The organism is Flavobacterium sp. NRK F7, assembly GCF_024054195.1.
GTDB lineage: Bacteria > Bacteroidota > Bacteroidia > Flavobacteriales > Flavobacteriaceae > Flavobacterium.
Genome location: NZ_JAMXLB010000001.1, coordinates 2,862,146 through 2,881,761 on the forward strand (window position 1 = coordinate 2,862,146; position 19,616 = coordinate 2,881,761).

General features: G+C 32.0%; 17 protein-coding genes. 6 read left to right on the top strand and 11 right to left on the bottom strand.

The genetic code is table 11. The annotated features are described in order from the left end of the window. Positions 1-157 precede the first annotated feature (157 nt). The 6 genes from purB to NHF47_RS13030 all read left to right on the top strand — a co-directional run bounded on the left by purB (position 158) and on the right by NHF47_RS13030 (position 8,385). A complete protein-coding gene (gene purB / locus NHF47_RS13005; RefSeq protein WP_252765335.1) occupies positions 158-1,504 on the top strand; it encodes an adenylosuccinate lyase in 1,347 nt (448 codons plus the stop codon). A 172-nt stretch (positions 1,505-1,676) separates the two neighbouring features. After that, positions 1,677-3,521, top strand: a complete 1,845-nt coding sequence (locus NHF47_RS13010; RefSeq protein WP_252765336.1) for a PLP-dependent transferase — start codon at positions 1,677-1,679, stop codon at positions 3,519-3,521. Positions 3,522-3,658: 137 nt separating this feature from the next. Further along, on the top strand, positions 3,659-4,804 hold the full coding sequence (locus NHF47_RS13015) for a hypothetical protein (protein WP_252765337.1): 1,146 nt from the start codon (positions 3,659-3,661) through the stop codon (positions 4,802-4,804). Positions 4,805-4,814: 10 nt separating this feature from the next. Beyond that, on the top strand, positions 4,815-5,324 hold the full coding sequence (locus NHF47_RS13020; protein ID WP_252765338.1) for a CAP domain-containing protein: 510 nt from the start codon (positions 4,815-4,817) through the stop codon (positions 5,322-5,324). Between the two features lie 81 nt (positions 5,325-5,405). Then, the gene (locus NHF47_RS13025; protein ID WP_252765339.1) at positions 5,406-7,877 is read left to right on the top strand and encodes a CAP domain-containing protein; all 2,472 of its coding nucleotides are present in this window, start codon (positions 5,406-5,408) and stop codon (positions 7,875-7,877) included. A gap of 148 nt (positions 7,878-8,025) precedes the next feature. Beyond that, the gene (locus NHF47_RS13030) at positions 8,026-8,385 is read left to right on the top strand and encodes a cupin domain-containing protein (RefSeq protein WP_252765340.1); all 360 of its coding nucleotides are present in this window, start codon (positions 8,026-8,028) and stop codon (positions 8,383-8,385) included. A gap of 59 nt (positions 8,386-8,444) precedes the next feature. Here the strand turns inward: NHF47_RS13030 and NHF47_RS13035 are convergent, their stop codons facing one another. The 11 genes from NHF47_RS13035 to NHF47_RS13080 form a co-directional block, all read right to left on the bottom strand. Continuing rightward, on the bottom strand, positions 8,445-10,232 hold the full coding sequence (locus NHF47_RS13035; protein ID WP_252765341.1) for an ABC transporter ATP-binding protein: 1,788 nt from the start codon (positions 10,230-10,232) through the stop codon (positions 8,445-8,447). A gap of 73 nt (positions 10,233-10,305) precedes the next feature. Then, complete coding sequence (locus tag NHF47_RS13040; RefSeq protein ID WP_252765342.1) at positions 10,306-10,824, bottom strand: hypothetical protein; 519 nt, start codon at positions 10,822-10,824, stop codon at positions 10,306-10,308. Positions 10,825-11,055: 231 nt separating this feature from the next. Next, positions 11,056-12,528 (bottom strand): IMP dehydrogenase, encoded by a 1,473-nt coding sequence (gene guaB / locus NHF47_RS13045; protein WP_140997782.1) that lies wholly within the window; start codon positions 12,526-12,528, stop codon positions 11,056-11,058. Between the two features lie 683 nt (positions 12,529-13,211). Beyond that, positions 13,212-13,334 carry a hypothetical protein gene (locus NHF47_RS17260; RefSeq protein ID WP_256477037.1) on the bottom strand — a complete coding sequence of 41 codons (123 nt, stop codon included), beginning with the start codon at positions 13,332-13,334 and terminating at the stop codon, positions 13,212-13,214. 46 nt (positions 13,335-13,380) lie between these two features. After that, positions 13,381-13,704 (bottom strand): hypothetical protein, encoded by a 324-nt coding sequence (locus NHF47_RS13050; protein WP_252765343.1) that lies wholly within the window; start codon positions 13,702-13,704, stop codon positions 13,381-13,383. 588 nt (positions 13,705-14,292) lie between these two features. Next, positions 14,293-14,892 (bottom strand): hypothetical protein, encoded by a 600-nt coding sequence (locus NHF47_RS13055; RefSeq protein WP_252765344.1) that lies wholly within the window; start codon positions 14,890-14,892, stop codon positions 14,293-14,295. Positions 14,893-14,979: 87 nt separating this feature from the next. Continuing rightward, on the bottom strand, positions 14,980-15,627 hold the full coding sequence (locus NHF47_RS13060) for a hypothetical protein (RefSeq protein ID WP_252765345.1): 648 nt from the start codon (positions 15,625-15,627) through the stop codon (positions 14,980-14,982). Between the two features lie 140 nt (positions 15,628-15,767). Further along, positions 15,768-16,358, bottom strand: coding sequence for a hypothetical protein (locus NHF47_RS13065; RefSeq protein WP_252765346.1), 591 nt, complete (start codon positions 16,356-16,358; stop codon positions 15,768-15,770). Positions 16,359-16,555: 197 nt separating this feature from the next. Beyond that, positions 16,556-16,957 carry a hypothetical protein gene (locus NHF47_RS13070; protein WP_252765347.1) on the bottom strand — a complete coding sequence of 134 codons (402 nt, stop codon included), beginning with the start codon at positions 16,955-16,957 and terminating at the stop codon, positions 16,556-16,558. A 145-nt stretch (positions 16,958-17,102) separates the two neighbouring features. Further along, positions 17,103-18,656, bottom strand: a complete 1,554-nt coding sequence (locus tag NHF47_RS13075; RefSeq protein WP_252765348.1) for a rhomboid family intramembrane serine protease — start codon at positions 18,654-18,656, stop codon at positions 17,103-17,105. Positions 18,657-18,864: 208 nt separating this feature from the next. Then, complete coding sequence (locus tag NHF47_RS13080) at positions 18,865-19,614, bottom strand: hypothetical protein (RefSeq protein ID WP_252765349.1); 750 nt, start codon at positions 19,612-19,614, stop codon at positions 18,865-18,867. Between the last annotated feature and the right edge of the window lie 2 nt (positions 19,615-19,616).

Below are 19,616 nucleotides of genomic sequence, written 5' to 3' on the forward strand. Positions count from 1 at the left end.
AAACAGAAAAAGCGTCTTCAAGACGCTTTTTTTTATTTATCCCAAATCTACATAATACTTTCTTAAGAAAAAAGTTATAAAAAATAACAAACACATACCTCATAACTTACAACTTATAACTATTTTTGCACTTTGTTAAAAACAACACAACTACAACATGTCACATTTATCCCAATTAAATGCTATTTCTCCTATTGATGGAAGATATAGAAACAAAACTCAAAATTTAGCTCCTTATTTTTCAGAAGAAGCGCTTATTAGATATCGTGTACTCATTGAAGTCGAATATTTCATCGCTTTATGTGAATTACCATTACCTCAATTAACCGAGGTAGACGCAAAAATATTCGCCTCTTTAAGAGATATGTATACCCATTTTTCTTCGGAAGATGCGTTGTGGATTAAAGAAACAGAAAAAACGACCAACCACGATGTCAAAGCAGTAGAATACTTTATTAAAAGTAAATTTGACACCTTAGGTTTAGAAAAATATAAAGAATTTATCCATTTTGGATTAACTTCTCAAGATATCAACAATACAGCAATTCCTCTTTCGACTAAAGAAGCATTCGAAAATGTATATTTACCAAGTTTAATTTCTGTAATTCAAAAATTAAAAGAGTTAAGTGTCGAATGGGCAAACGTACCTATGTTAGCTAGAACACACGGTCAACCAGCTTCACCTACTCGCTTAGGAAAAGAAATTTTAGTATTTGTAGAACGACTAGAAGAACAAATGCGTTTGCTATTTAATGTCCCTTTCGCAGCTAAATTTGGTGGGGCAACTGGAAATTATAACGCGCACAAGGTTGCTTATCCAAGTATTGATTGGAAACAATTTGGAACCGATTTCGTAGAAAACAGTTTGGGTCTACACCACTCCTTTCCAACCACACAAATTGAGCATTACGATCATTTTGCTGCTTTTTTTGATGCATTAAAAAGAATCAATACTATATTAATTGATTTAGATAGAGACATTTGGACGTATGTTTCTATGGATTATTTCAAACAAAAAATCAAAGCAGGAGAAATTGGATCTTCCGCTATGCCACATAAAGTAAACCCTATCGATTTTGAAAATAGCGAAGGAAACTTAGGCATTGCCAATGCTATTTTTGAGCATCTTTCAGCCAAATTACCGATTTCAAGATTACAACGTGATTTAACTGATAGTACCGTTTTACGTAACGTAGGGGTTCCTTTTGGACATACTATAATTGCTTTTGAAGCCACTTTAAAAGGCTTGAATAAATTATTATTGAATGAAGTTAAGTTTGAAGAAGATTTAGAGAAAAATTGGGCAGTTGTAGCTGAAGCGATTCAGACTATTTTAAGACGTGAAGCCTATCCTAATCCTTACGAAGCCTTAAAAGAATTAACCCGAACCAATTCGGTAATTAATAAACAAGCCATCCATAACTTTATTGAAACTTTGAATGTTTCAGACACTATTAAAAACGAACTAAAACAAATTACACCAAGTAATTATATAGGAATTTAAAACTAAATTCTTGATTCACTTTAAATATAAATTCCTCAATTGTAAAGTCGATTGAGGTTTTTTTATTCCTATACCTTCAAAAATGACAAAAATGATTTAATAAAAATCAAACCTCTTTCCTTTTTAAACAAATCAAATTACTGTAATTTTGTATCAATTTTAAAAGAAAAAAATGAAAGCAAATCATACACTAGAATATATCCATGAAGTACTAAAAAACTGTCCAAAAGATTGGATTCAACTCACCACACATCGTTTAGATATTTATACAGAAGAAGAAGCTAAAATCCAATTTTTAGACCAATTTGAAAATTTATTTAATTCTAATAATGCCACAACAGCAGCTTTAAGTAAATTACCAACCGCATATGACTACATTCGATTAGGACATCCTCTTTCTTGCGTTTTGGAATGGGGAATCGCAAAACTACATAACCTTAAACCAGAACAAGTCATTAGTTTTTCTTCGAAAATTGTTCCAATATTAGCCATTTTAAGAAAAAATGCATTGGAAAATAAAAACACAAAAATAGTATATACCGATGAATTGCCTGAATCTTTTACTACTCAAATCATCAAAGAAGTATATGGTTATCAATTTGAAACACAAAAAATTGATAGTCTTGCCTCGCTCTCAAAATACAATGGAACCACTGTTTTTGTAACCCAACAAGAAGACATTCCAACTATAGATTTTAATCCAACAATAGATTTTTATATTTCAAACATTTCTGATTTAGGAAGTATCTTAGTGGTAAATGGAAAAGAAAACGATACATATATATCTGAAATTCAACACGTACGCCGAAGAGAAACAATAGCTATGACACCTTCCAATTGTTTCACAGCCTTACATCTATTAGTAAAAAATACTGATTTTTCAGCTCCTAAATATGCTGTTGAAAACCACAAATCTGCAGTACTAAAATCCATTACTACCATTACTGGTACTTCTTCAACACCTCTTGTAGGTTCAAGTGGTTTATCTATACAATATGCCATTATGATGGGATTAATTCATGATGCAATGGAAAATCACAAAGGAAAAGCCATTAAATTTATTGTACCGCCCAATTGTTATGGTGGCACCAATGACCAAGCGAGACGTGTAGCTGCTTGCTTGGATATGGTTGAAATAGTTGACTTACCCGTAGATGGTGACAATGACATGGTAAATAGTATTGATCGTATTTTAGATGCTGTAGCTAAAGAAGATGCCATTCCTTATATTATCGCTGAAATTCCAACCAATCCAAGAGTAGAAGTTCCAAATTTACTCGACCTAAAAGCCGTTTTAAGTAAAAAAAGACACACGCCTAATGGCGATACGTCTATTGATCCAGTGTTTATATTAGACCAAACGTTTTGTCCTAATGTACTGTTTTTAGGAGAAGGTCAAATATTATCTACAGTAAGTTCCATTTCATATGCTAGTGGTTCGAAATTTCCAAGCGGCGGAAAATGCACGGCAGGTTATGTGGTAGGTAATGCCAAAGTAGATGCTTTAATGGACAAAATTAATCTCCATCTAACGCTTTGCGATAATGAAGCCACACCGCTTCAATACAAACTATTAGCAGAACAATTGCCTTCTATGAATCAAAGAATTGAAGAGGCTTATAAAAATACTCGCGAATTTGTAACTTTCATTCACGAAACCTTACCAACAGCAAAAATCAATTTTGTTTCAGAAGCATTAGCGAGTCAAGGGTTTACTCCTTCTGTTTTTTCGCTTGATTTACCAACAAAAGGTACTACTCCTGAAGCAAGAGAAACCTATAAAAGAGCTCTAAATCACCGATTAATTGATTTGATGATTACTAAAATCCCAAATGAAAGTAAATATTGTGTCAGTTATGGCCAATTGAAAGGGTGTTATTGGACCATTCCAGCGACCTCCACTCAAGGTACCACAAAAGAAGGTGACAAAGATTATATTGCTCGTGTAGCCCTTTCTCCAGATATGGATTTAGAACTACATAAAAAAGTATTTTTAGAATTTGTACGTACGCTTTAATAAAATCACTATTTTTAACTATAGTAATATCCTCAATTGCCCTAACAATTGGGGATTTTATATTTACAAAAATAACTTATGTTAACATCTCATTAACAACTGGCATAAAATTTGATTCAAATAACTAAACTATTTTTATGAAAAACTATATCATCCTACTTCTTACTATACTACTATTCACCTCTTGTCAAGAAGACATTACTTCCAATTTAAAACAAATTGAAACCAATCTTAAAACAGACAATGCTTCAATAAGCGAATTTATTCTTAAAAACGACACTATAATTAAAGGAAGACTAGGTACGCAAATTTTCATACCCAAAGATTTATTTGACAATTATACCAATGGAAAAATCACTTTCGAATTAAAAGAATATTTCAGTAAAGAAGACATAATTCTAAACGGTTTGTCCACTATTACAGATAAAGACGAACTCTTAGAATCTTCAGGAATGATTTATATTAATTTCACGGAAGAAGGGAAACAGTTAACGATCAAAGAAGGTAAAAGATACAAAGCTCAATTACCTAATAAAATTCTTGCCAACAGTAACTTGTATAGCAATGCCAATGATTCTATTTTTAAATGGGAATTTATTGAAGGTATTCAGAGAGATACTGCAATTATAGATATTTTAAAAAATGCTGCTTTTGGTATTACAGTAGATAAGACTGGTGCTGGAGGCTTTTTTAAAAATGTCAAAACAGATAGTGTTTCCATTATACAAAAAAGAGATTCTTTACTTTTAATTAAAAATAGGAAAGAATCTAAAAAAAGAGAAATACAAAATCAAATAATAGCAGAAACTAATATGGCTGAATTTGATTTTGGAGATCCATCTTTTGGTGATTTTACTGAAACGGATACAACAGTAACAACTGAACAACTAGAGAAACAATATAAAATGTATCAAAAATTTTATGACTTTGACACTTTTGCTAGTTCAAAATTGGGCTGGATCAATTGCGACAGAGTACTAAATGTAGAAAAAGAAGTTACGTTACAACTAAGTCTAAAAAATCATAAAAATATAACTCACTTCTCAGTATATTATATTTATAAAAATTACAAAACATTTTTAAAAGAGTCTTACCGTTCTACTCCTGCGTTAAGTAAAAACTTTAAAGTTTCTGGTCGCACTAAAGTGGTTGTAATGAGTACTACTAATGACACTTATTTGTATGATTTTTTCTATGTTAATAAAAGCTCGAAAACTAATTTTGAAATCAACCTAAAAGAAACGACTTTGGATAACCTAAAAAAAGTATTAATTTCCCAATAAATCTCCTATCATGAAAAATACCATCACCCTACTGCTTCTTTTTTTCAGTATAATAACAACAACTGCTCAGGAAATGCAATTGAATGATGCAGCTTTAGAAATTGAAATCTTACACTTGATTAACCAACATCGAAAAACGCTTAAATTGAATCCACTTGAAAAAGACGTTGTACTTCAAAAAGCAGCTCAAGATCAAAGCAATTATATGCTAAAAATAAAACGTTTGTCGCACGAACAAACCGCTGCTGCGAAAAAGCACCCTAAAAACCGCATTCAATTTCATGGTGGTTTGGATTTTCATACTTACGGGGAAAACGTTTTATACTTAACGGTTGAACCTAAAAATTACGCTCAAAGTGACATTGTCCTTTTAGCTCAAAAAATTTATACAGAATGGGAAATATCACCACCTCATTACGCGAACATGATTAGTGATGAATATGCTTATGCGAGTTTGGCTTTTGCATTCGACCCAAAATCAAGACGTTTATATGCTACAACCGTTTTTGGTAACAAATAAGAGATTTAATCGTTTTAATTAAAACCCATTCTGTATTAATTTTACAATTGATACAATTACTAGTAACCCAAATAATTTTTTATGAGGTATTTTCTCCCAATACTACTGGCATTAGTAACCTTTCAAACTAATGCACAAGAACTTACTATTGATTATAACAGGTTAAATGAAAAAGTAATAGCGCTTATTAATGAACACAGAAATCAACTCCAACTTTCTGAATTAAAAAAAGATGCTATTTTATTTAAAGCTGCCAAAGACCAAAGTCTTTATATGTTGGAAAATAAAATCCTTACACATGAACAAAACAATAAAAACAAACAATTTCCAAAAGACAGAGTTTTATTTTATGAAGGCAACATGTTCCAATTTTTTGGGGAAAATGTTTTATTTACAACTGTAGAACCCAAAAAATACAGTACATCTGAAACCGATGCACTTGCCAAAAAACTTTTCTTACAATGGAAGCATTCGCCCCCACATTATAAAAATATAATCCATACTAATTATGATTTTACGGATTTGGCTTTTTCATATGATAAAAAGTTAAAACGATTGTATGCTACGAATGTATTTGGAACCAAAGGAATTATCATTCCAAATCAACTCTCAGAAAATGCTTTTGGAATACAGGAAAAAAGTAGTTTGTGTAAGAAAGTAAAATTTAGTGACAAAATACATTTAGGAAATGGCTTACAAATTGAAGGTAATGAAGTGATTTTGTATTATTATGATTTAGAAAAGTTCAAAACCATTTTAAATGAACCTAGCGATGCCATTGCAATCGATTTTATTGATCTAGAACAATTTCAATGTGGTCAAAAAAACCAGTTCGATGTTTCATCCATTTATGATGGTACGCTTTCAAAACCTATTTATAGAAAAGAGCTCCTAGAAAACAATCGTGCTGAAAATAAGTTGAAATTAATTACTAAAGTAGGTGAAGTACCTCCGCATTTAATAGGCAAACAACTTGCTTTAAGTATGGTTTTTGTTTTAAATAATTGTGCTTGTGAGTATTTTTCACCTGTAAATGTAGAAACAAAATCCTTACAATTATTACCGGTAGCACCCATTTTGGAACTACCTAAAAACACTATTTTATCTAATAAAGGTATTATTAAAACCGACGAACATCAATTTGCATTTGGGCGAAATGAAATCATTGAAAAGTTAGAAAAATCAAAAAGTGCGTTGTACCAAGAAAACGATTTGGCTTTAGAGGGTTTTGATTTTGATATTTTTTATGATACCCTTCCAGAAAGAACTCCAGAAGTTGACTCAGTTCCAAAAGAAGCTTATGATACACTCATTGGTGAACAGGTTCCATATGAAGAAATTATTGAAGAAATACCTTTTGAAATTCTAAATACAACGATACATTCTTCACAAATTTATAGTTTCAGTTCCATAGAAGGGAATGAAGCCGCCAATATTAAATTGCATCAAGATAGAGCCAAAGCGATTGAAAAATATGGAAAAGATAAATTAAACATTACAATTCCACCTAATAAAGTAGTAGCTGAAGAAAATTGGGAAACCTGTTACATTCAGTTAGAAATGGAAAACTTATCCCGTTTAGCACAAGAATCAAAACAAGAAATTAGAAAATACATCAATTTAAATAAAAATAAATGGGAAGCTTATTTAGATCAGCAACGGGTATCTAAACTCATTGCTAACTATTATGGTGAAATTAAACCTAAAAACCCCAATCATCCTCAATACTTAGAATTCCTCTATCAGGTAAATCTTCGCACGGGTGTTTATGAAAAAAACAATAACAAAACCAATTTAGCTTTAGCCAAAATTGCTAAATTAGAGTATGACACCACCATTTTTGAAGAACCCGTTTTTCAAGAAATAATGACTAATGCTAACTTAGTTCAAAATGCCACTGCAGTTCTTATTCAAAATTATAGCTATGATTATTTCAACACCACACGCTTTTTAAAATATTGGTTTACAAAATATGACACTTTATCACAAAATGCACAATTCAATTTACTTATTTTATATTGTGTAACAAATGAAAAATTATTAAACTCATGGGATATTGCAACCAGTAAATTAGCCAATGTAACCAAACCTAAAACCCTAGAAAATCAGTTCGATTTTTTTAAAACGACTCTTAATCTGATTGCTAATTACCACTATGTTTCTTTATACTACTGCAATCATAATAACGATTACGATGGTATTAATTTTTATTTTGAAAAAGTATATTATAGCTTTAAAAATAGCATTCGAACCTCAAAAGACCGCGTAAATTTAGCCCTTTTTTTAAACGACTGGAGTTCATACACAACAACCATTACTCTTTTGAAAGAAGAAATGAAAAAACCTACCTTTAGTAAAGAAGAAGCATTGATACTCGCACAAACCTATCCAATGCTAGTAGAAGATAACGGACAAACTGATCCTGATTTAGACTATATCTTAAAAAAAGTATATAAATTAAACAAAAAAGAATGGTGCGAGTGGCAAAATGACAACAGTAACCTTTTAAGAAACAATACTATAAAAACAGAATATTGCAAAATATGCCAATAAAGTTAATTCCCAAAATAATTAAGGCGTTCCCACAAGGGGCGGGCTTTTCGTTACAATCTTTTTTAAAAGTGAAGCACTTTAAAAAAGGATTTTCACTGCAATCCCTAACGCAAACATACAATAAGTACAACCTCTTAAATTCATACACTTGAAAAACCTAGCACAATCTTTTGAAACCATAACACACTATTTCTCTCCAAAAGTCATTACTGAAGTAAACGACCAATATGTAAAAATTGCCAAAATAAAAGGAGAAGATATCCCTTGGCACAACCATGAAAACGAAGACGAACTCTTTTACATTATTGAAGGCAGTCTACTCATGGAAATTGAAAACGAACCTAGTTTTACCATGCAAAAAGACGATCTATTTGTGGTAAAAAAAGGGATCAATCATAGAGTTTCTGCTGTGGAAGAATGCAAAATTATGCTTATCGAAACCAAAACTACGTTGCATACTGGAAACGTACAAGCAGCTGTTACTAAAAGTATAGAAGAACAGTTATAATACAAAAGCCTAACTTTTAAATAGCGTTAGGCTTTTGTGTTTAATTCTGTATGTTATCATTAATATTCACTAAATTGTAACGTACTTAAATTCTTATACATCCCATTTTCAATTTCTAGTAACTCTTTATGGGTTCCTTTTTCTACAATTCTTCCTTCATTCAATACTAAAATAGCATCTGCACTTCGTATCGTAGACAATCGATGCGCAATGATAATGCTGGTTCGTCCTTTCATCAAATTTTCTAAAGCTTCTTGTACCAGTTTTTCGCTTTCACTGTCTAAAGAAGAAGTAGCTTCGTCTAAAATTAATATACTTGGATTTTTCAGTAAAGCTCTTGCAATAGCAATACGTTGTCTTTGTCCACCAGACAATTTAATACCGCGTTCCCCAACTAAAGTATCAAACTTTTCAGGAAAACCGTTTACAAAATCATAGGCATTGGCTTGTTTTGCAGCCGTGATAATTTCTTCTTCTGTAGCATTGGGTTTACCATACGCAATATTTTCTCGAATGCTTCCTCCAAAAAGAATCACATCTTGGGGTACGATACTCATATTGCCTCGAAGAGTTTCTAAATCATAATCGTTGATATTCTTATCATCTATTAAAATTTCTCCCTTATCAATAGTATAAAAACGAAGTAAAAGCGAGGAAATAGTCGATTTTCCTGCACCACTTGGTCCTACAAGAGCAATTTTTTGACCTTGTTGCGCGGTAAAGGTAACCTCTTTTAAAACTTCTATTTCTGGACGTGATGGATACGAAAAACCTACGTTTTTAAAGCTTACATTTCCTTTTATCTTTTGAGTCGAATCATTTTGAGTCGCTTTTATCTTTTCTGGTACTTCGTCTAACAATTCGAAAACGCGTTCGGTGGCACCCACTGCTTTTTGAATTTGTGCATACAATTCGGCTATCCCTCCAAAGGAAGCTCCTATAAATGCCGAATACAAGACGAAAGAAATTAAGTCTCCCACTTCTTTTATTTCTCCATTAATACACAAAGTTACTCCATACCAAACCACGGCTACAATAGCCCCAAACAAACAAAAAATAATAAAAGAAGCAAAATAACCACGGTAGATTCCTCCTTTGATGGCCAATTTTACAACCTCGTTAATTTTCCTTTTGTAACGCGCAATTTCGTACCATTCGTTTGCAAACGCTTTCACATTAGAAATCCCTTGCATGGTTTCTTCTACAATCACCTGACTTTCCGCTACTTGATCTTGTACACTTTTAGAAAACTTACGGATTAAGCGACCAAAAATAACAGCGGCAACGGCTACAATTGGAACAATGCAAAGCATCATTAAGGTCAGATTTAAACTGATAGTCAATAGGAAAATAATACCCCCAATGATTAAAATAAACTGTCGTAAGAACTCAGCAATGGTTGTGGTTAAAGTATCTTGAATTTGGGTAATATCCGAACTGATGCGACTATTTAACTCTCCTACTCTTTTTTGAGAGAAAAACGTCATGGGTAACTTGACCAAATTGGTATACAAAGCTACACGAATATTCGCCAAGGTATTCTCCGTAAAATTGATGAATAAGGACAATCTGAAAAAGGAAAAGAAGGATTGCAAAAACAAAATCACCATCAAACCTAGAGCGATATTTTGAGCTTGTACTAAATCTTTATTGGCCACACAATTAACCAACATACCTAATAACATTGGGAAAGCCAAAGCCGTTCCACCTGTTAACAATAAAAAAAGCAAACCAAGATAAAACTTCCATTTATGATGAGTTGCATATTTAAAAATTTGAAGTGCTTTGCTTAAAGTGGTAGCATTTAATTTTGATTTGGGTAAATCATTCTCTTGAAATCGTGCCATTTCTTTTTTTAATTTTAATTCCTTTGGAAAGTAGAAACAATTGTTTTGTTATAATAAAAGTTGGTAAGGTTGATTAAATTCCTTTCATTTTTAAATCTGTAGTAACTTCTTGAACCCCATGATACTTTTTACCAAATTGCACCTGAATAGTATAGTCAATGTGGTACAAAGGTAAAACTTCATCTACCTTTTTTTTCTTCATTTCTGCAATTTTAAATTGGTTACGATGGTTGTTCAAAGCACCAAATGCTAATCCTAGAGGAATTAATCCGATAGCCATAATAATAAAAGGAGTCGTTGAAACTACACCTTTATCATAGGCATAAGTTCCTAATAAATAACCACCAACAAGTAAACCTAAAGCAATGCCTAAAAAAACGACAAAATAAATATACGTTACCGCTTTTTCATTTTTAATCTTTTGGTATTTTATATTAACTTCTTTTAGTTTTGACTCTAATTTATCATGAAAATCAATCTTGCTACAATTCTTAGTAAATTCAGGTTTCTTATCCGTTAAACCACAAGTAGAACCATTAATTAAATCTATTTTTTGGTGATTACATAAATCGCAATGTCTAGTTATGTTCATTACTTTAACTTTAAAATCTTTAATTGAATACCGTTCGTTTTCTACCACTTCAAATATAAAGCTAAAAATAACATTAGCACCCTTTCAAAAAAAGAAAACTTCCCGAAAAACGAGAAGTTTTTTAATATATTTATACTAAATAAGCAAAAGCTAATTCTTCAACTTACAGACTCGAGGCTTTTAACTTTTGACTTTAAACTTTTGACTTTAGACTTTTGACTTTTGACTTAATTATCTTGAATAATTTGGTGCTTCTTTAGTAATGGTTACATTGTGTGGATGACTTTCCCCTATTCCACTGGTTGTAATTCTCACAAAACGCCCCGATTCTTGTAAAGTAGCCACATCTTTTGCACCACAATAGCCCATTCCAGCACGTAAACCACCAATAAATTGTTGCATGCTTTCATTTAATTCTCCTTTATAAGGAACGCGACCCACAATTCCTTCCGGAACTAATTTTTTAACATCGTCTTCTACATCTTGGAAATAACGGTCTTTCGAGCCTTCTTGCATGGCTTCTACCGAACCCATTCCTCTATACGATTTGAATTTTCTTCCTTCGAAAATGATAGTTTCACCTGGAGATTCTTTGGTACCTGCTAATAAAGAACCAAGCATTACGCAATCTGCTCCTGCTGCTATGGCTTTAGGAATATCTCCCGTATAACGAATACCACCATCTGCAATTACAGGAACTCCACTGCCTTTAATGGCTGCGGCCACTTCTAAAACTGCTGAAAATTGGGGAAACCCAACACCCGCTACTACACGAGTGGTACAAATAGAACCTGGACCAATACCCACTTTAACACCATCTGCTCCATTATCTACTAAATACTGAGCGGCTTCTGGTGTGGCTATATTTCCAACCACTACATCCAATTCTGGAAAAGCAGCTTTGACTTGTTTTAAAACATCAACCACGCCTTTAGTATGACCGTGAGCCGTATCAATAATAACAGCATCAACTCCAGCTTGTACTAAAGCGCTCGCTCTTTGCACCGCATCAGCAGTAACTCCTAAAGCAGCAGCCACACGCAAACGTCCATAAGTATCTTTGTTTGCAATCGGTTTTTGAGTCAATTTAGTAATATCTCTAAAGGTAATTAAACCCGCTAATTTATTGCCTTCTGATACTACTAATAGTTTTTCAATTTTATGATCTTGTAAAATTTCTTCAGCTTGTTGTAACGTGGTACCTACTTGAGCAGTTACTAGATTTTCTGAAGTCATCACCTCAGTAATAGGACGTTCGTTTTTCTTTTCGAAACGCAAATCTCTATTGGTTACAATTCCTTTTAAAGTTAAGGTATCATCTACCACAGGGATTCCGCCAATACCATGCTCTTTCATGGCTCTTTTAGCATCTCCAACAGTAGCGGTTAAAGGCAAGGTAACAGGGTCGATAATCATGCCCGATTCGGCACGCTTTACTTTTCTTACCTCAGCCGCTTGCTGCTCGATAGTCATGTTTTTATGTAAAACTCCTATTCCACCTTCTTGCGCCATAGCAATTGCCATTGCACTTTCGGTTACGGTATCCATCGCTGCAGATACAATAGGAACGTTTAATGTAATGTTTCTAGAAAATTTTGTTTGAATACTTACTTCACGTGGAAGAACTTGGGAATAGTTTGGAATGAGTAAAACATCATCGTATGTAAGACCTTCTCCGATGATTTTAGTTGTGTGTGCTTTCATCTTGCAATTTAGATTAAATTGCAAGCAAATATAGGAAAAATTTAGAAGTTAGAAAGGAGAAAAGTGAAGTTTTTTTATACTTCGTTTTCAGTTGGTCATACGCTCACGCAACAGTAAATCTTTCAAAATGTCCCAATAACTTAAAATTTTATAGCACCAACTTAAAATTTTAGGTCCTTGAGTTAAAGTTTTATATACTTAACTTAAAATTTTATGTTACCCAACCTAAAATTTTAAGGTCTCAAGGTAAAATTTGAAGTAATAGCATTCAAAACTTTTGAATTTGTTGTGCTAGAACATTGGATAAAGATCTTATTTATAGAAAACGGATTGTAGTTAGCCTTTATTTAATTTTTGTAAAGATTTTGCCTTTCCAGAACATACTCTTAGAAGGTTTTTCGTCATGATTAAACTGCATTTCAAAATCTGCTTTTATTATTTCTTTTCGAAACATTTTTTTATCTATTTTCATATTACCTTTATTACAAGCATAGGTTTTTTTTTGTTCCTGTAATACTGTTTAATTCAATTCTTGGTTGACAAATCTTATCCTGAACGATATAAAAATGCAACGTAGAATGAGTAGCCTCATTGGGAAGCGTATAACATACAATAGAATCTTTACTCAACCGTTTCGCAAAAATTTCTGTACAGCCAGCAAATTCATAACACCAAGCTTCACATTACATAGACTGTTTTTTAGAAAATGAAAAATCACCAGTTACCTCATCTTCCCATTGTATATTTATATCGTTGAAAAAAAGAAATATAGCTAAAACGGAAATCAATATAAAAATGTGTTTCATAGGTATTTAATTGAATAATTAGTGTTCGTCAAGATTAGTAATGAAATTAAAATGAATCCTTATTTTTCTTTGCTCTATAGGCTCTAATCCATTGTTGTATTCCAATGGTAATTACTAATACTCCCAAAATAAAAATACCAAAAAACACCAAAGCAGCTTGTGGCATTCCACAATGAATAGCTTGTTTCTCTGCATCGATAGCAATAAGTTGTATGCCTATAAAAATAAATACTACCTCTAGAATTATAGTAAAAGTAGCTATCCTATCTAAATGCCAACGGGTTTTATTCAAAAGAGATCGTGTACCCAAAATAATTTGGAAAACCAAAGGACTTAAGATTAATAAAAGAGAAAAGGCAAATGGGTTCATAATTTAAGTGAAATTTTATCGAAACATTAAATTTATACTTTAGTTTGCCTTTTTCAAAACCCGTGCTAACATAAATTTCATTCCTTTTAGTAGAAAATAAGAGAAATAACATATAATTATTGTTGCAACATGATATGTCAGACCATAATAGTCAGCACTCAAGAAAATAAAATAGCAAACTAGACCAAAAATTAGGGCTGTCACAAAACCTAATAAGCTTTGTTTTAAATATTCTTTTACACTCTGATTTTTCTTAATTGTCATTAAAAAAAAGAAGACAGTGTTTAGAATAATTATAGATTCAAAACGTGTAAAATAGCCATTATCCTTTCCATAATAGAAACTCATATTATGTGTTCTAATACCGTTGTCAATATATGCAATGATAATAGTTGTTAAAATTAAGTATAGAATTGCAATAATAATTCTTGTCATTTTAAATTGATTCAAGGTGTTGTGCTTGATGAGATTGCAAATTTCGGAACTGATTATTTTCTGTTAAAGATAAAATTTCTTGCGAAATGTAAACGTGAATTTACTACAAAATTCGCAATCTTGCCAAACGCTTGTTAGCGGTTGCCAATTTTATTAATCAATTCCATTTGTTAATAATAAGTAGCCATTATTTTTTGTCAATATAATTGTTGCAGTATCGTTTCCATAATCACCTTCAAAATATTTAAGTTCCTCATCTTTTGAATATATTTCAACTGCATTTTTCAAAAAGTTAGGTTCAACGTAAAATAATTTCCAATTACTATATAAAGAAAGATATGAAGTTAGATTTTCAACTATTGTTTTAGCTTTTTCTTTCTCGATTTCCTTTGAATAAAAACTGTTAAATCGTCCCTTTGTTGTATCTCCAGTGAGCATTGCAGTGAGATATTCATTTTTTGTATTCTCAATTTCTTTTATTTCTAATTCAATTTTGTTTTTAAGTATACTTCCCTTTCGTATTTTATAAGTTTTAGTTTTATAGTCAAAATCATGCATGTTGAACCATTCTCTTTCTATGTCTTGGTTAGAAATTTGTCTAATGAACGAGTCTGAGCGAATGAAGTTTAATAAATCTGTTTTGATATTATCAGTTTTTATTTCAAATTCCAATAAAAACGTATTGCTGTTTAAAACAGAGTCTACTGAATCTAAAAATGTTTTAATTGGTTTCTGTGATATATCTAATTCCATTCGTTTCCGTTGGGTTACCGCTAACGGTTTGCAGCTTGCCGAAGGCGGGGCTTTGGGAGCACCAAACCTTTCAAGTTGCACTAATGTTTATTCATAGCCGAAAAGTTTCTGTAACCACGTTCGTCCCGCTTTTGCCAAGGTGCTGTTAGTGGCTGCCAGATTCTTCTCAGTCATTTCTGTTTTATATACTGTCGCTACAACATTGTCTGGTTTCCAATTTCTCAGTTCGTCTATTTCTGCTTCACTGTCGCACTTGATTAGCAGTCCAGTATTGTTTTTGTCGGGTTGCGATTTTGTTATCCTTTCTATGCCAATTATTTGTCTTTGAAATATTGTGCTTAACGCTACAAATTCTATTGTGTCTCCAATTGAAACCAGTCCTTCTGTTATGTAGCCAGCAAAAAAGAGTCCGCGTCCAGTAATTTTAAAAGTGTCAGCGATTAGATATTTTGCCGTCTCTTGTCGTGCCGTTATTTCGGTGATATATTTTTTAGCAACATTTTCTGCTTTTTGTCTTGAAATGTCACCTCCAATAAATCTGTCTGTATAATTATTTGAGTCGTCAATTGTAGCTTCGTCTTTTTGCATGTCATAAACTGCCCACCACCAATAATCCTCATCCATCCATTCAGCTCGTAACATTAGTCCAGCCCATTTAGCGGTGCAGTCATCCGATAGGTCGCCTGTCCAAGTAATAGGTTGTTTTGCTAATGTTTTTCTATCGTCTATTGTCATGTCCTACTGGTTGCCACTAACGTTCCCATGCATGGCGAGGTTGCGAACTTCGGAACAGATTATTTTCTATTAAAGATAAAATTTCTTGTGAGAAATTAACGTGTATTTACTACAAAATTCGCAATCTTGCCAAACGCCTGTTAGTGGCTGTTTTTATTTTCTAAATATTTTTTCATTTCGACAATTAATATCTGTCTTTCATTCTTATTTAACCAGTTAAAAACTCTTACTTTTGAATATTTATAGTCAAATAAGACTTCTCCAATAGTTAAGTAAATCATACCTCTGTTATATTCTTTTATCGAGTTTCTATATTCATTAAAAAACTCAAATGGTGTTTTGTTATAGTCATCATCTTGAAATTTATCTCTGATGTTTTTTATCTCACTTTTTTTAAATATTTTATCTTTAGTCCAGAATGTACCGCTTTTACTTATTGTCATTTTTTCCTCATCTATTTTTATAATTTCTTTTCCTCGAATTAACCATAAAAATTTTCTCAAACCAATAATTCCAAATATCGGATGAATAATGAATCCAATTAGAAATAGTTCTAAATTAAATTCTTTTTCTTTAATTAAAAAAATAAAACCCGAAAAAATGAGAATACTCATCATACCAAAAAAAAGTAAAGGGAATAAACTTTTTCTTGAATTATTTTCTGCATAAAACACTCTATTCTCAGAATAATATTTAAATTTTGGTTTCCCAATAGTAATATCTAATAACATCTTTTAATTTAATTAAAAATCTATTTCTGTATGCTCCGATTCGGCTAGAAAATAGCCACTAACGGTCTCGTATAACCGCAGTTACGGGTTAATATGTGTTAATTTTCGGTTTAGCACAGACGTTAGCAATTCCGAGTGGATTCGGACGTAGTCGAATCCGCCGTAATTGCGGTTATACATTGTTGTGCGTAGGTTTTTCATTCTGCTATTGTCTCCAGCTTTTTATTATTAAAAGTCCAATAAATATTTAATCCAAACACAAGAGTTGAAATCAGGCTAATTATTAAAACTTCAATTCCGAATAGGTCGTTTACGATTCCAATTATTAAAGTCAGAATAAAAATGGCTAAATGAGCAATTGATAAATTTAAGTCAGTTTTTTTTCGCATTAGTGCTACAATTCCGTAACCGATTAAAAAAATCAACCACGAGCCAAAAACTATAAAACCGTTAATAATCCATTGATTTGATTGATCAAAAGTCCAGCCAACAGTTTTATTTACTCCTCGTATTTCTTGTCCACTGAAATAATTTCCAATGAAAAATGTCAGGATTAAAACCCAAAACATTCCTTTTTCAAAAATCCATTTCCAATTCATATCGTTTTTCTCAACTTATGCACAACGGTTTGGCGCTTGGCGAAGAAGCGGATTTAGAAGCACTAAAATTTATGCCAGAACTGAACTTGATACGAAGTACAAAGCTTCATTTATGCACTGAACCCGCCATTTTGCCAAACTGCTGTTATGTGGCGTTTTTCTGTCCACCGTCAATTTTGTATAATATTATTCCAATTAATGCTCCGCTTAAAAGTCCGCCAATATGTGCTGCGTTGTCAATGCCACCTGTTAAGCCCCAAAGTAAATTTATACCAACATAAATTCCAATCATCATTAGTATTCCTTTTTTACCACCTTTGGGAAATGCGTTAGTTAAAAGTAGTCCAAGAATTGCACCGTAAAGTCCAAAAATTGCACCTGATGCACCAACACTTATTGTGTTAGGATACCACCAAATACTTGCAAGGCTTCCGCAAAGTCCGGATAAAATATACAAGATAAAATAATTTTTCCGACCGAGTAATGGTTCTACAAAAATGGCTGCTATTACAAGTCCTGAAATGTTTAGAAACAGATGCATAATACCACCGTGTAAAAACATACTTGTCAATAATCGCCACCATTCGCCACCAGTTGTTTCAAATCGTCTATTTGCACCCCATTGAAGTAATTCCATTCCGTTTGGTGATATGATGTGAATACCAGAAAAAACCATTAGTAAAAAGACAAGAATATTTAGGTCTAAAATTATTGAAGTCGCAAAATGGTCTCCTTTTGGAACAAGGTAATTTAGCATATCAACTAAATCGTCTTGCTTTGGTTTTTTACCTGCTAAAAATCTTTTCCTTTCAGTTTCGCTATAACCTGGCCAAATTAAAGCAAACAACAAAACGCTAAGTCCAATACCAAACGAACCGAATATCCAAACAAATTTATTTCCGTTTCTATCTTCATATTTTTCTTTAATTGGTTCTAAAATAATGAAACTTTCGTTGGTTGGTTGGTTAGTTCTTGCTTCTATTGCTTTCAAATAATTTTGTCTGTCGTCCGATGTTGGTTTCCTTTCAAAATGGTCTAATGAATGAAATTCATACTTATTCATTTTATCAATGCACTCATCGTAAAATGCTTGATACTTTTTCTCCTTTTCATCGCTACTAATTTTATTACTTATCTGTTCTTTAAATTTTACGCCATACCAATATTTTGGAATGTCATTAATTTTTTCCGAAGTGTCTTTAAGTATAGGGGTAACGAAAAAAATGTCGAAATTTAAGTATTGGTTATATTTTCCGCTTTGTCTGAAGTCTGTGTATGTGCCACCGTAATAATTAGCAACAGAAAAATTTGTTAACTCATAGTAACGTGATTTTTCTACTTTTTCTATGTCACTAATTGTCGATAATTTTTGAAGTCTGCCAGTTGCTGTTGTTAAGTATCCTTGTGAAACAAATAAGATTGCAGTTATAATAAGCCAAGCAATCATTTGAAAACCAAATCTTCCCTTGTCGTTGTCTTTAAAAGTAAGAATTCTAAAACGTTGTCTTAACCAAAGTGTAATTGGTATCCAAGGAAATATTAGAGGAAGCCATAAAACCCAAATTTCTTCTTTGATGTCAATGATTGAGAATTGTAAGCAAAAAAGCCATCTAATAAATCCAAGTCCGAAAACTGTCCCTAATGTTATAGCTAAAAATGTCGGAAGAATGTGTTTAAGTTTTGCAATATATGTTTCCAATGTTCTGTCGTTGTTGTTTGTTGGGTCGTCCTAAAATGGCATATAACGTTCTGTGGCTTGCTCTCAGTGGCGTTGCACCAGCACCAAGCCATTCCAAAAATAAACAAAACTTAGAAAATTCGGAGAATTTTCGGAATGAACCTGAACAAGCCATTTTTTTTAACTGCTGTTGTGTGCTGTTTTTATATTCGTTTTTTACTACCATCCTTCAAATTTCGTAGTTTCTGTTTTTTGTTTTTACTACTTTATTGTTGATTAGTTTTTTATATGTAGTTTTTACAAAATTTGTTGTGTCTATAATTTCTCTTTCAATTAGTTCTGTATATTTTATTTTCCCAATCTTGTCAAAATGAATAATACTATTTACATTATAACCAAAACCATTTTTCGCATAAGACGAAAGCGTTTTTTCTACTTTATTGACTTCTAATTCATAACCCGAAAGTTCTTTGTTTAATTCAAAAACCTTCTTTTTAGGATTAAAAATGTATGCCCAATAAAACATTCCTGCACTGCCAGAAGGTTCTTTGTCAAAAATCTTAAAATCCTTAAATCCGTCAAAATTCAAATCTTCTTTGCTATCAATAGTAAAACTTTCAAAATGAAAGTTGCTAAAATTGTGTTGATAATACGAGTCATTTGAACTTAAATTACGTGAATTATTTAATAATGTTTTGTTTTTATTTTTTAGTTCCAAGATTCCTTCACCATATTCATTTCCTTCGTAAACTATAAAAGTGAGTTTCCAATAACATTTTATGTTATTTATTATAAATGGTTCACTAGTTTTAATAAGTGTGTCTTGTTTTTTATAAATTATTTCTGTTTTATTATATTTCTGTTTTGACTGATTGGTGCTGTCTTTTTCAGTTTTTTGTACAACAAGATTTTCCGTTACTTTAGGATTTTTACAATTTGCTAAAAGCAAAATAATGAATATGTAAATGAATTTTTTCAAAG